We start from the raw sequence: 13522 nt of genomic DNA on the forward strand, positions 1-13522 counted from the left end.
TGGTGGAGATGGCGGGAGTCGAACCCGCGTCCGCGAATCCTCCGCCTTCGGCTCTACATGCTTATCCCGGTCTATTAGTTTAGCTATCTGCTACCCGACGGGCAGGGAGAACAGATAGCGAGCTCAGATAAGTGTTTAACAAATCCACACTGAACATGCTTCATTGCGATCTTATGAGAGTCGACGCCTGGAATCTGAACGCATAAGCACGGCTTCAGTCAGACGGCATTCTACTGGTTATTAAGCAGCGAGTGCGTAGTTGTCGTCGTTGGCAACTATAAAAGTGCAGAATGATTTACGAGGTGTCTACATCCTCGGCATGCACCTCAGGTTTTGTAACCCACGTCGAAGCCAGGTCATCCCCTAAAGTTGTATATCTTTGACCAGTATAACGTGGAATAGTTTCCTTAGGAAGCTATGAGTGTTTGAGAATACGGTTCTGTTCACGTTTCCAGTCACGATCCTTGATGGCAGCCCGTTTATCGTGGTCCTGTTTACCTTTGGCAAGCCCTACCTCCAGCTTGGCTCTGCCATGTTTCCAGTAGATGGCAAGGGGGACCAGAGTATAGCCTTTGCGATCAACCAGACCAATCAGACGATCCAGCTCTCGGCGATGCATTAACAGTTTTCTGCTACGTAGTGGGTCTGGATGGATGTGAGTGGATGCAGTTGTCAAGGGAGATATGTGGGCACCAAACAGATATGCCTCTCCGTCACGCACCAGGACGTAGCTCTCTTTTATCTGGATACGCCCATCTCTCAGGCTTTTTACCTCCCACCCTTCAAGAGCGATGCCGGCCTCGTAGCTATCCTCAATAAAGAAGTCATGGCGTGCCTTCTTGTTCAGAGCGATGGTTTTCCCACCGTTATGTTTCTTCTTCTTTGATTTTGCCATGGCAATTATTATACCTAAATCCTGTAAGTGATCGTGCCTGATATGTGCAATACATTGATTCGTAGAGCGAATTTTAGACCGCGCGGTATACTTGTTGATATACCCAAGAGAGAAAATATCGCTATACGGATCAAGTGATTGTGCAGAGTAGGTGCGAGCACTTGCAGGACTTAGGTTATATCTGTGATGATTTGAGAATCAGTGATTAATCAGTCACAATTCAGCAGGATTAAATGTAGGTAGTGTAGGTAAATATAAATAGTTGCATAAGTTGATGCATACCCTTTTCAGGGGTGTCGATAGCCAGGGACGGCTATCGTCGAGCGAACAGGGATGTTGTATAGCGCACCCTGAAAAGGGTATGCATCAACTTATGCAACGCTTGATACTTGAAAAGTTTGATACAGAAAGAGGAGTATGTTTATGGTTGAGGCACGTAACTCAATTCATGGTCAATGGTCATCCCGTTGGGCATTTGTACTTGCTGCAACCGGCTCTGCAGTTGGCCTGGGCAATATCTGGAAGTTTCCATATATTACAGGTGAGAATGGTGGTGGGGCATTTGTACTGGTATACCTGCTCTGTATTGCGGTAGTTGGAGTTCCTGTAATGATGTCAGAGATCATGTTGGGGCGCCGTGGTAGACAGAGCCCAATCAATACCATGCGTACTCTGGCACGTGAGGAGGGGAGAAGTGGTGGTTGGCAGATATTGGGGTTTTCCGGAGTGTTGGCTGGATTCCTTATCCTCTCGTTCTACAGTGTAATTGCCGGATGGGCACTCTCTTACGTGGTTAGTGCTGTTGGTGGTACATTCACTGCAATTACTGCGGAGCGCTCAGGAGAGATTTTTGGTGAGCTGGTCTCTAACCCTGGTGTGCAGCTGTTTTGGCATACCCTGTTTATGGGGATCACCATGTTTGTGGTTGCCCGTGGAGTTCGAGAGGGTCTGGAGCGAGCAGTCCGTCTGCTGATGCCGGCACTGTTTGTCCTGTTATTGGTTCTGGTGGGGTATGCCATGAATTCTGGTGGTTTTATGCAGGGGGTACATTTCCTGTTTGATGCCGATTTCAGCAAAATTACAACTGATGGCGTATTGATTGCTTTGGGACATGCGTTTTTCACCCTCAGTCTGGGGATGGGGGCAATCATGATCTATGGGTCATATCTACCTGAGAATGTCTCAATTACCCAGGCAACATTTACAGTTGCCATTGCAGATACAGTGGTTGCGCTGCTTGCAGGCATGGCGATCTTCCCTATTGTATTTGCCAACTCACTAGAGCCAGGGGCTGGACCAGGGCTGATTTTTCAAACCTTGCCGGTTGCCTTTGGGGCAATGCCGGGCGGGTTGTTCTTTGGTACTCTCTTCTTTATTCTGTTGGTTTTTGCCGCCTGGAGCTCGGCAATATCCATTATTGAGCCGGTAGTGGCATGGCTGGTGGAGAGTCGTGGCATGAGCCGCAAGAGGGCATCCATTGTATCCGGTCTGATTACCTGGTTGCTGGGAATTGCTACAGTTCTCTCATTCAATCTCTGGTCTGAGTTAAAGCTATTTGACAAGACAATCTTTGATCTGCTGGATTATCTGACAACTAATATAATGTTGCCACTTGGTGGGTTGATGATTGCCCTGTTTGCAGGGTGGGCCATGAAAAATAGTCACTCCATGGGAGAGCTGGGATTAAAGCGATCTGGATATAAAATATGGCAGATACTGGTACGTTATGTGACCCCTGTTGCCATCCTGGTTGTGTTCCTCAACAAGATTGAGTTAATTTAAGGTTAGGAGATGACTGATTTAGAAATGAGTTATTCAGAAATGAGTGGTTCAGAGCTGTCCTGGTGACTACCATTCGAAGAAGTGCGTTGGTCGCACACTCCAGTCAGGAGATGTTTGCTCTGGTGAATGATGTGCCGTCATATGCATTATTTCTGCCGTGGTGTGGTGGGAGCAGAGTTTTGGAGGATGGTAAGGAGGAGAAGGTTGCAGAGGTTGATATCGCCTTCAGGGGGGTAAGTCAGTCATTTTCAACCAGAAACCGACTGGATGAGGGAAAATCAATTGATATGGTTTTGGTTGATGGCCCATTTAAACAGCTGGAAGGGAGATGGGAGTTTGAGCCGCTGAGTGATAGTGCATGCAAGATTTCACTCTCCGTAGAGTTCAAGTTCTCCAGTCGTGTGGCTGAGGTGGCAATTGGACCACTGTTTAGTCAAATTACAGGGTCAATGGTCGATGCATTTGTAGAGCGAGCAACAGAGGTTTATGGCAATGGATGAGAAAATGGTGGTCGAGGTGGCCTACGCACAACCAGATGAGCAGTTGATCCTGGAGGTTATGGTAGATCCAGAGACAACTGTGGAGAAGGCAGTAGAGACCTCAGGAATCCTGAATCGTTTTCCAGACATTGAATTTGATAGCGTGAATATGGGGATTTTTGGAAAAAGTGTTCGTCGGGACCGGATATTGCAGGAGGGAGATAGAGTAGAGATTTATCGTCCCCTTATCGCAGACCCCAAGGAGGTTAGGCGTCAGCGTGCTGCTGCAGGAAAAAAGATGAAGAAGGGTGGTGGGTAGCCTATTTGGTTACCTCAAGATCACCAATCTCAACACTCGCCGAGGGTGCACTATCCGGTTTTGTGGCTACGGTTGGCATCAGATCCCCCTCTGTACGAACAAGCTTGTTCTGTTCAAAGAATAGAGTAATTCGTTGTTGCTTCTCAAGCTTGCCGTCACTCTTTTTGCTATAGAAATAGTCCCAGCGCTCCTGATGGAATGGGTCGATGATTAGTGGAGAGCCCATTACATAGCGAACCTGACGTTTGTTCATTCCAGGTTTTAGCTGATTCACCATGTTCTGTTCAACGATATTTCCCTGGTGGATGTCAGCTCGATAGATGCTGACCCCGGGGAGATCCGGAATTGAGAACTCGGGAATAGAGAAGTTGAGCAGCTTTATTTCACCCATGGTCTTGCCAAGAAGGTTATCCGCTGTGGTATCTTTTGTCGTGGAGCACCCTGAAATAGTTAGCATAAGGATAAGGGCAGGGATGAGATTACTTTTCATTTCGTTTATTATCTTTGAATAATCGGTGATCAATTAATGTTGTGGCAGATAATCATACTGTATTTATAAAACTTAGGGGAAGTATAAACAATGTCGAACCATGGATCAGAAGCACAGCTGTTAAGGAGGGATGAGATAAAGGGTGCAGGACTGAAGGTTACCCTGCCCCGGATGAAGATTCTGGCTCTGCTGGAGACAAGTAGCCGGGTCCATATGAGTGCGGAGGATGTATATCGTAAACTTCTGGATATGGATGAGGATATTGGTCTGGCAACAGTCTATCGTGTGTTGACCCAGTTTGAGGGTGCGGGGTTGGTTAAGCGCCACCACTTTGATACCGGCCACTCTGTTTTCGAGCTGGAGCATGGGGATCACCACGACCACCTGTTATGTATCAAGTGCAGTCAGGTGGAGGAGTTTGTGGATGAGATGATAGAGAAGCATCAGAAATCCATCGCCAAGCAGCGCGGGTTTGTCATTACAGACCATTCACTTGTTATCTATGGTATCTGTAGCAGCTGCCAGTAACCAAAGACTTCCGGTGACGCATGCATCTAAGCAACTGCTCCAGCAAATTATCCCAGCATCTCTTCGGCGTGCGCACGACTCTGAGGGGTGATTTTGACTCCACCAACCATACGGGCAATCTCTTCAGTCCGTTCCTTGTTGCTTAACAACTTTGTAGTGCTAACAGTCCTGTTCTCTTTGTCGAGCTGTTTGTCAATTTTCAGGTGATAGTGCCCCTGTGCTGCAACCTGGGGAAGATGGGTTACACAGAGAATCTGGGTATGGTTACCAAGCGAGCGTAACTTCTTCCCGACCTGTTCTGCGGTGCCTCCACCAACTCCGCTATCTACCTCATCAAAGATAAGGGTCGGGGTCTCTCCCCGATTGGCAGATGCAATCTGAATGGCCAGGCTGATTCTCGAAAGCTCTCCACCAGAGGCAACTTTTGCCAGAGGGTGTAGCTGCTCCTCACCATTTGTGCTGACCTGAAATTCAACCTCATCACTGCCATGGGATCGAAAAACACCATCAGACAGTGAAGTGATGACAATCTTGAGGTTCCCATGCTCCATTCCAAGAGAGTGAATCTCTTTGGATACCTCTTGTTGCAGTCTCTTTGCTGCCTTGATTCGCATCTGATGGAGATTTTCAGATATCTCTGAACATTTGTTCTCTGCCAGCACTATCTCCTCTCTGATGTTTTCCGACTGCTGGTCAGCTGTACGTAGCTGTTCTTGTTGCTGTTGCAGCTCAGACTGTTTTTTCAGGAGCTCCTCCGGACTACATCGATGTTTCCTTGCCAGGTCAGATATATCTGACAACCGCTCATTAAGCCACCGCAGCCGCTCTGGATCCAGAGCGTAGCTCTCCATCTGTAAGTGTAGCTCTGAGGCAATCTCCTCTGACTGGAGTACAGCATCCAGTAGACTCCTTCTGAGTGGCTCAATCTCCGGATCCAGCTCCTCCAGTGACTCCATCCTGGCAACGGCACGATAGAGTTGTTGGACAGCACTCTGTTCTTCATCCTCTCCATTAATAAGGTTATGTATCTGCCTGCCATGTTCCAGCAACTGCTCTCCGTTGGCAAGGCGAGACTGCTCCTTCTCCAGCTGAGAAAGCTCATCAAGATTTAATCCAAGGTTATCAAACTCCTGTAGCTGAAAATCGAGCAGTGCAAGGCGATCACGACGTTCAGCCATATTCTCTCTGAGAGTCTCTTCCCTCCCTGTTAGTTGCTCCCACAGAGCAAACTGTCCGGACATCGCTGTTAGCAGAGACTCCACGTTTGCATACTGATCAAGCAGGTGCAGTTGCTCCCCCCTCTGCAGGAGACGTTGATGGGCGTGCTGTCCCTGAATATCTATCAGCATGGATGAGAGGTTGCGTAGTGACTGGGTAGTGGTGGGAGTTCCATTGATAAATGCCCTGGAACGGCCGTCTCTCCTGATGATGCGGCGCAGAATGAGCTCTTCTGGTTCTGGTGTCTCCAGTTCGTTCAGTCTCATCCAGTCAAGGATATCTGTTGTCAGGTTATGGAAGGTGGCAACAATCTCGGCCTGATCGCAGTCATGACGAATAAGGTTGTTTTCTGCGCGACCTCCCATGGCAAGACCAAGTGCATCAAAGATTATCGACTTTCCTGCGCCGGTCTCTCCGGTCATCACGGTTAGACCACTATGAAAGTCCATTTCCATCTCCGTAACGAGAACAAAATTACGGATAAAAAGGTGGCTAAGCATCAGCTGAGGGCGCTATCCTGACCAGCCGAGTTTCTGCCGCAACACCTGAAAAGAGCTGTAGCTTGGTGGATGGATAAGTCGTATGGCATGGTCGTAACGTTCCACCACAATTTTGTCTCCAGCAACCAGGGTCTCATTGCTCTGCCCGTCTCTGGTTACCTGTGCATGTCCACTGGGCCCCATTATGGTTACTTCAATCTTGCTGTTGCCCGGCACCACAATTGGTCTGTTACTCAATGTGTGCGGACAGATTGGTACCAAAACAATAGCCTGTAGTGTTGGAGAGAGAAGTGGACCACCACCAGATAGCGCATAAGCAGTTGAGCCTGTGGGGGTGGATACGATCAATCCATCCGAGCGTTGGCGGTTTACAAACTCGCCATCGATATGGGTCTCAAACTCTATCATCCTGGCGATATCCAGTTTATGGACAACAACATCATTTAGCGCAGCCCCTTTAGAGATATATTCGCCGTCACGCAGAATCGAGCCGCTAATCAGACAGCGCTTCTCTTCAATAAAGTCACCCCGCAGAATCTCTTCCATGTGGGCATTAATCTGTGCTGGTGCTATATCGGTAAGAAATCCAAGCCTGCCAAGGTTAACCCCAACCATAGGAATATCAAAACGGGCAAGAGAGCGGGCCGCATTGAGAAATGACCCATCTCCACCAACAACAATGGCGAGATCGCATCTCTCCCCCATCTCCTCCCTGGTAACTACGGGAATATTGTTTTCCGGGTGGCGCTCGGCAGTATCCTTATCAAGAAATAGTTCAAGTTTTTTTTCGAGCAGACAGCGGGTAAGAGAGAGCAGAGTCTCCCCAACTGTGGGGGCACCAAATTTCCCGATAATGCCGATTTTTTTAAATCGATACTCCATACGCTCCTCTCTGCAATATTCAATTTCAAGTTGAAAGCTGGCACTCAATAGTAACGAGTGCTAACCTTCGCCTCCTTCGGTTATCTTAAACAATTTACCACTCTTCGACACCACTTTTGAACATCACTTTTTTATGAGTAGCGGGACTTCTCTTACTGATCGGGCACAACATCTACTGAAGGTTTTGGTTGAACATCACATTCGTGATGGACGTCCCGTTGGTTCAACAACTCTTTCCAGGGACTCAGGCTTACAAGTTAGTGCGGCTACTATCCGCAATACCATGTCTGATCTTGAGAAGAGAGGATTGATTCACTCTCCGCACACATCAGCTGGGCGCATTCCAACTCAGAAGGGTTATCGTCTTTTTGTAGATAATCTGGTCAGGGTTCAGCCTCTTGAGAATGTCCAGATTAATAAGCTGGAGAGTGAGATTTCAGGGTTTGAGAAGAGTACAACTGAGGTGCTCTCAACCGCCTCATCTCTGCTTGCTCAATTGACCCAGATGGCAAGTGTGGTCATGGTTCCCAGACATAGTCGCGTGATTTTGCGTCAGCTGGAGTTCCTTCCTCTATCTGAGGGCAGGGTTCTGGCGATTTTGGTGACTAATGGTAATGAGGTGCAAAACAGAATATTGCAGACTGAGAGGGTGTTCTCGGAATCTGAATTGCGTCAGGCAGCAAACTGGTTTAATCAGACTTTTGTTGGCAAGGAGCTCTCGGTTGTTCGTGAACAGTTGGTGCAGGAGTTGGAGCGTGCCAGAGGAGATATGGATGGGGCAATGCAGGGTATCGTGGAGATAGCTCAGCAGGCTGTGGTTTCAGGCAAGAAAGATCGGGAGAATGTAATGGTTTCCGGTAGATCCAGGCTGATGGAGTACAGTGAGTTGTGCGAGATGGATCGTCTACGTCAGTTATTTGCCGCTTTCAGTGAAAAAAGGGACATGATCCATCTATTGGATCAATGTATGGAGGCGGATGGGGTTCAGGTCTTTATTGGAGAAGAGTCTGGCTATCAGTCATTTGATGAATGCAGTGTGGTAACAGCCCCTTATCGTCATGGTGATGAGATTGTGGGCGTATTGGGTGTGATTGGCCCTACCAGAATGGCATACGATCGGGTGATTCCAGTAGTAGATGTAACAGCAAAAGTTTTAGGTTCTGCCTTGAATTCCATGGGGTAGCCCCCATAGGATAACTTGTGAGGGAGATCTGTTTGGGTCACGAAGTGATTTACATCAGAGTTTCCCTATCATAATGGTTTGTCACCAAATTAAAGAGAAGTAAAAGGATGTTGGAATGAGCAAAAAGGAAGTAGTGGATCCGGAGGAGTTGATAATCAGGGAAGATACTCCTGAACAGGATGCTGAGGATGTGGTGGATGAGTCTGTTTCTGATGCTGCTGGGGAGGACTCAGAGGAGAGTGCGGACCAGGCACCAGATCTGGAGGAGCCAGAGTCAGAGCTGGATAAGGCAAAAGCAGAGGTTGTTGAATACAGAGACAGAATGGCACGATTACAGGCAGAGATGGAGAATCTCCGCAAAAGGACAGCTCGTGATATTCAAAACGCACATAAATTTGCGCTTGAGTCATTCGCCAAAGAGCTGCTCTCTGTTGCAGACAGTATGGATCTGGGGATGCAAGCTGCAGGTGATACTGATGATGTCTCTTCAATTATCGAGGGGATGGAGCTGACAAGCAAGCAGCTGTTTGGGGTGTTGGAGAAGTTCAATGTTGAGATTATGGATGCACAAGGTATGCGCTTCGATCCAGAGCAGCATGAGGCGATGACCATGGTGCCAAATCCGGATATGGAGCCAAATACGGTGATGGATGTTATTCAGAAAGGGTATACACTGAATGATCGCCTATTGAGGCCGGCAAGAGTGATTGTAAGTTCTTGAATAAAATCCTTGAAAAGATCAAAACAGCCCCCATGTTATTGGACAGGTTGCTTTAACAGAGATAAATAAGGAACCTCTGAAAAAGCTTAATGAGATGGAGGTTTGGGAGAAGGGCTCTACTATAACCCTGCCCCCATAGAATAACTTGTGAGGGAGATCTGATTTGGTCACGAAGTGACTTAATCAAAGCTTCCATAACTTATTGAAAGAATTGTAATTGGAGAATATAGATGGGAAAGATTATCGGAATTGACTTGGGAACAACCAACTCCTGTGTGGCGGTACTGGAGGGTGGCAAGGCACGAGTAATTGAGAATAGTGAGGGTGCTCGTACTACACCATCAGTAATTGGATATACCAATGATGACGAGGTTCTGGTTGGACAGTCTGCAAAACGTCAGGCGGTTACCAATCCACACAATACCCTGTTTGCCATCAAGCGGCTGATCGGGCGCCGTTTTGAGGACAAGGTTGTGCAGAAGGATATTGATCTGGTCCCATATAAAATTGTCAAGGCAGACAATGGAGATGCCTGGGTTCAGGTTGGTGACAAGAAGATGGCTGCCCCCGAGGTCTCAGCTCGTGTTCTGCAGAAGATGAAAAAGACTGCCGAGGAGTATCTGGGTGAGGACGTCACCGAGGCCGTAGTAACTGTTCCCGCATATTTCAATGACTCCCAGCGTCAGGCGACCAAGGATGCAGGCAAGATTGCTGGCCTTGAGGTTAAGCGAATCATCAACGAGCCAACCGCAGCGGCACTGGCCTACGGTATGGACAAAAAGGAGGGAGATCGCACCATCGCTGTTTATGATTTGGGTGGCGGCACTTTCGATGTCTCTATTATCGAGATTGCAGAGATTGACGGGGAACATCAGTTTGAGGTGTTGGCAACCAATGGAGACACTTTCCTTGGAGGCGAGGATTTTGACAACCGCATCATGGACTACCTGGTTGATGAGTTCAAAAAGGATCAGGCTGTTGATCTATCCAAGGATCCAATGGCACTGCAGCGTCTGAAAGAGGCTGCAGAGAAGGCGAAGATCGAGCTCTCCTCCAGCTCACAGACTGATATCAATCTGCCATATGTTACCGCTGATGCATCGGGCCCCAAACATATGAATATCAAGATGACCCGCGCCAAGCTGGAGTCTCTGGTAGATGATCTGGTACAACGCTCTATCGAGCCGTGTCGTGTTGCACTCAAGGATGCAGGGCTATCTGCCTCCGATATTGGTGATGTGATACTGGTTGGTGGACAGACCCGTATGCCCAAGGTGCAGGAGCAGGTTCAGGCATTCTTTGGTAAGGAGCCGCGCAAGGATGTAAATCCGGATGAGGCAGTAGCGATGGGCGCAGCAATTCAGGGTGGTGTTCTGGCGGGAGATGTAAATGACGTCCTGTTGCTGGATGTGACTCCGCTCTCTCTGGGAATTGAGACTCTTGGTGGAGTAATGACCAAGTTGATCGAAAAAAATACTACGATTCCAACCAAGGCTCAGCAGGTCTTCTCTACTGCAGATGACAATCAGAACGCAGTTACGGTTCATGTGCTGCAGGGTGAGCGTGAGCAGGCCTCTGCAAACAAGTCGCTGGGCCGTTTTGATCTGGCCGATATCCCACCTGCGCCACGTGGCACCCCTCAGATTGAGGTAAGCCTCGATATTGATGCTAACGGTATCCTCAATGTATCTGCAAAAGACAAAAATACAGGAAAAGAGCAGTCAATCGTAATCAAGGCATCCAGTGGCCTTAGTGATGAAGAGATTGAGAAGATGGTAAATGATGCAGAGGCACATGCTGATGAGGACAAGAAGTTCCATGAGCTGGTTAATGCACGAAACCAGGCTGATGCCCTGATCCACTCTACTCGCAAAACCATGGAAGAGGCGGGTGACCAGGTTGAGGCGGGTGAGAAGAGTGCGATTGAATCTGCAATCTCTGATCTTGAGTCTGTGATCAAGGAAGATGATGTGGCAGTGATTGAGGAGAAAACCAAGGCATTAACCGAGGCATCCTCAAAGATGGCAGAAAGGATGTATAGCCAGTCTGATGCAGCAGGTGCTGCCGCTGGAGCAGCGGCAGGTGATGCCGGCTCATCTGCAGATGATGATGTAGTTGATGCCGAGTTTGAAGAGGTTGATGACAAAAAGTAATACAGCCCATTAAACAGGCGTGTACCGCCATTCCCGCGAAGGCAGGAATCTAGTGAGCAGACTGTAAGCGGTCTGCTTTTCCTGGATTCCTGCCTTCGCGGGAATGACGTTCTGAACCATAACCATTCCTCCATAGGATAACTTGTGAGGGAGATTCGATTGGGTCACGAAGTGACTTAATCAGAGCTTCCCTGGATGATTAATAACTAACCAAAAAACAACATGTCTAAAAGAGATTACTATGAAGTGCTGGGGGTTGACCGTAACGTAAGTGAGGGAGATCTGAAGAAATCATATCGTCGTATGGCGATGAAATATCATCCTGATCGTAACCCTGATAGTGAAGATGCCGAAGCAAAGTTCAAAGAGCTGAAAGAGGCTTATGAGGTTCTGAGTGATTCCCAGAAACGTGCAGCCTACGACCAGTTTGGGCATGCGGGAGTTGATCCATCAATGGGTGGGGGCCAGGGCGGCGGTTTTGGCGGCGGTGGTTTTGGAGGGGTTGAGGATATCTTTAGCGATATTTTTGGTGGTGGCAGAGGTCAAGGAGGAGGGGCTCAGGTTTATCGTGGAGCAGACCTTGCGTATCGGATGGAGCTCTCGCTGGAAGAGGCAGTTGGTGGGGTTACACGTGAGATAAATATTCCAGCAACCGAGACTTGTGACAAATGTAGTGGTACCGGGGCCAAGCCTGGAACCACCCCGGTTACATGTAGCACCTGTGGCGGGGCTGGTAAGGTGAGAATGCAGCAGGGATTTTTCTCGGTTGCTCAGGCCTGTCCAACCTGTCATGGCTCTGGAAAAGAGATCAAGGAGCCATGCACAGCATGTCGTGGGGCAGGCAAGGTCAAAAAGGATAAAACGTTATCGGTCAAGATTCCACCTGGGGTAGATACTGGAGACCGTGTGCGTCTTGGTGGAGAAGGTGAGGCTGGTGAGAATGGCGGCCCATCAGGTGATCTCTTCGTAGAGGTCTCAATAAAGGAACACAAAATATTCAAGCGTGATGGGGATGATCTCTATTGCGAGATTCCAGTTGGGATTGTGACAGCAACCCTGGGCGGTGAGGTAGATGTACCTTGTTTGGGCAACAGTCAGTGTGTCAAACTGAAGATTCCTGCCGAGTCACAGACAGGAAAACTGTTTCGTCTGCGGGGCAAGGGGGTAAAATCTGTACGTAGCCATGGCAAGGGTGATCTTCTCTGCAGGATGATTGTGGAGACACCGATTAAACTAAGCAACAAACAGAAAGAGCTGTTAAGGCAGCTGGATGATTCCCTGAATGAGAAGCGCGAGAAACATAGTCCGCACCACTCTTCGTGGATGGATAAGGTAAAAGGTTTTTTTGAGGATCTGGCCGAATAAAAGGGTATCTGTATATGAATCCTTGCGAAAGTAATCACAACCTCAACCATGCAGCACGCTCAAGCACATCCCTGTGTCGCTCGACTGTGGCCATCCAGGCCACAGACGGCTGCCTGTGTGAGGTTGTGATTACTTTCGCAAGGATTCATAGTAGAGTGCAGAATATTGGAATGTAGAGCTTTATAGAGAAAACAATGAAAAATAGTGTATCTATCTCAATAACAGGTGCTGGAGGAAGAATGGGGCGTAGCTTGATCGAGGCTACAACTGATGAACCAACGGCAACCCTGGTCTCAGCCATTGAGCACGGCGAGAGTAGTTATCTCGGCGTGGATTCTGGTGAGTTGGCAGGAGTTGGCAAGAGTGGTGTAGTTATAGATTCCGATGCCAAGGCTGCATTGAATGGGGCGGATGTTTTGATAGATTTCACCCGTCCCGCAGTGACTTTGACGAATATCGAGCTCTGTCGACAGAGTGGCACCAAAATGGTGATTGGCACCACCGGTTTTAGTGATGAGGAGAAGGCGATTATTGAAGAGGCCTCGAAGGATATTGCAATTGTCTTTGCTCCCAATATGAGTGTCGGGGTTAATCTCTGTTTCAAACTGCTTGATATGGCTGCCCGGGTAATGGGTGGTGATGTTGATATTGAGGTTATCGAGGCCCACCATCGTCACAAGATTGATGCGCCCTCAGGAACCGCTCTACGGATGGGAGAGGTGGTTGCCGATGCGCTTGGGAGAGACCTCGGTGAGTGCGCAGTATATGGGCGCGAGGGGGATACTGGAGAGCGTGATCGTGGCACCATAGGTTTTGAGACTATCCGTGCCGGAGATATCGTGGGTGAACATACAGTTATGTTTGCCGATATTGGGGAGCGGGTAGAGATTACCCACAAGGCATCAAGCAGACTCACCTTTGCCAAAGGGGCGGTGCGTGCAGCAGGATGGCTGATGGAGAGAGATAACGGCCTCTTTGATATGCAGGATGTGTTGGGGCTACGTTAG

At 48.5% G+C, this 13522-nt stretch carries 13 protein-coding genes and 1 other RNA gene; 9 read left to right on the top strand and 5 right to left on the bottom strand.

From position 1 onward, the window contains the following. Together ssrA and smpB are read right to left on the bottom strand one after the other, a co-directional pair. Positions 1-364: a transfer-messenger RNA gene (gene ssrA, locus H8D24_00230) on the bottom strand. A gap of 51 nt (positions 365-415) precedes the next feature. Next, positions 416-895: an SsrA-binding protein SmpB gene (gene smpB, locus H8D24_00235; protein MBC8518819.1), complete on the bottom strand. Its 480-nt coding sequence runs from the start codon at positions 893-895 to the stop codon at positions 416-418. Between the two features lie 423 nt (positions 896-1318). Here smpB and H8D24_00240 point away from each other — a divergent pair, with 423 nt between their 5' ends. The 3 genes from H8D24_00240 (at position 1319) to H8D24_00250 (ending at position 3475) form a co-directional block, all read left to right on the top strand. Further along, entirely contained in the window at positions 1319-2677 is a 1359-nt protein-coding gene (locus H8D24_00240; protein ID MBC8518820.1) for a sodium-dependent transporter, read from the top strand. Between the two features lie 62 nt (positions 2678-2739). After that, the gene (locus H8D24_00245; protein MBC8518821.1) at positions 2740-3177 is read left to right on the top strand and encodes a type II toxin-antitoxin system RatA family toxin; all 438 of its coding nucleotides are present in this window, start codon (positions 2740-2742) and stop codon (positions 3175-3177) included. Continuing rightward, on the top strand, positions 3164-3475 hold the full coding sequence (locus H8D24_00250; protein MBC8518822.1) for an RnfH family protein: 312 nt from the start codon (positions 3164-3166) through the stop codon (positions 3473-3475). The genes H8D24_00245 and H8D24_00250 overlap by 14 nt, the downstream gene beginning before the upstream one ends. Position 3476: 1 nt before the next feature. Here H8D24_00250 and H8D24_00255 read toward each other — a convergent pair whose 3' ends face one another. Continuing rightward, complete coding sequence (locus H8D24_00255) at positions 3477-3866, bottom strand: outer membrane protein assembly factor BamE (protein MBC8518823.1); 390 nt, start codon at positions 3864-3866, stop codon at positions 3477-3479. Between the two features lie 189 nt (positions 3867-4055). On the opposite strand from H8D24_00255, the gene fur reads away from it, so the two are divergent. After that, positions 4056-4493, top strand: coding sequence for a ferric iron uptake transcriptional regulator (gene fur, locus H8D24_00260; protein ID MBC8518824.1), 438 nt, complete (start codon positions 4056-4058; stop codon positions 4491-4493). 47 nt (positions 4494-4540) lie between these two features. Here fur and recN read toward each other — a convergent pair whose 3' ends face one another. Both recN and H8D24_00270 read right to left on the bottom strand, forming a co-directional pair. Then, positions 4541-6211 carry a DNA repair protein RecN gene (gene recN / locus H8D24_00265; protein MBC8518825.1) on the bottom strand — a complete coding sequence of 557 codons (1671 nt, stop codon included), beginning with the start codon at positions 6209-6211 and terminating at the stop codon, positions 4541-4543. Between the two features lie 12 nt (positions 6212-6223). Further along, on the bottom strand, positions 6224-7093 hold the full coding sequence (locus H8D24_00270; GenBank protein ID MBC8518826.1) for an NAD(+) kinase: 870 nt from the start codon (positions 7091-7093) through the stop codon (positions 6224-6226). A gap of 133 nt (positions 7094-7226) precedes the next feature. Between H8D24_00270 and hrcA the strand changes: the two genes are divergently transcribed. From hrcA to dapB, 5 genes are all read left to right on the top strand, one after another. Beyond that, entirely contained in the window at positions 7227-8276 is a 1050-nt protein-coding gene (gene hrcA / locus H8D24_00275; GenBank protein MBC8518827.1) for a heat-inducible transcriptional repressor HrcA, read from the top strand. Between the two features lie 115 nt (positions 8277-8391). Next, positions 8392-8997 carry a nucleotide exchange factor GrpE gene (gene grpE, locus H8D24_00280; GenBank protein MBC8518828.1) on the top strand — a complete coding sequence of 202 codons (606 nt, stop codon included), beginning with the start codon at positions 8392-8394 and terminating at the stop codon, positions 8995-8997. A gap of 230 nt (positions 8998-9227) precedes the next feature. Next, the gene (gene dnaK, locus H8D24_00285) at positions 9228-11150 is read left to right on the top strand and encodes a molecular chaperone DnaK (GenBank protein MBC8518829.1); all 1923 of its coding nucleotides are present in this window, start codon (positions 9228-9230) and stop codon (positions 11148-11150) included. Between the two features lie 222 nt (positions 11151-11372). Continuing rightward, a complete protein-coding gene (gene dnaJ / locus H8D24_00290; protein MBC8518830.1) occupies positions 11373-12515 on the top strand; it encodes a molecular chaperone DnaJ in 1143 nt (380 codons plus the stop codon). A 194-nt stretch (positions 12516-12709) separates the two neighbouring features. After that, complete coding sequence (dapB, locus tag H8D24_00295) at positions 12710-13522, top strand: 4-hydroxy-tetrahydrodipicolinate reductase (GenBank protein MBC8518831.1); 813 nt, start codon at positions 12710-12712, stop codon at positions 13520-13522.

Source organism: Candidatus Thiopontia autotrophica, assembly GCA_014384675.1.
Lineage (GTDB): Bacteria > Pseudomonadota > Gammaproteobacteria.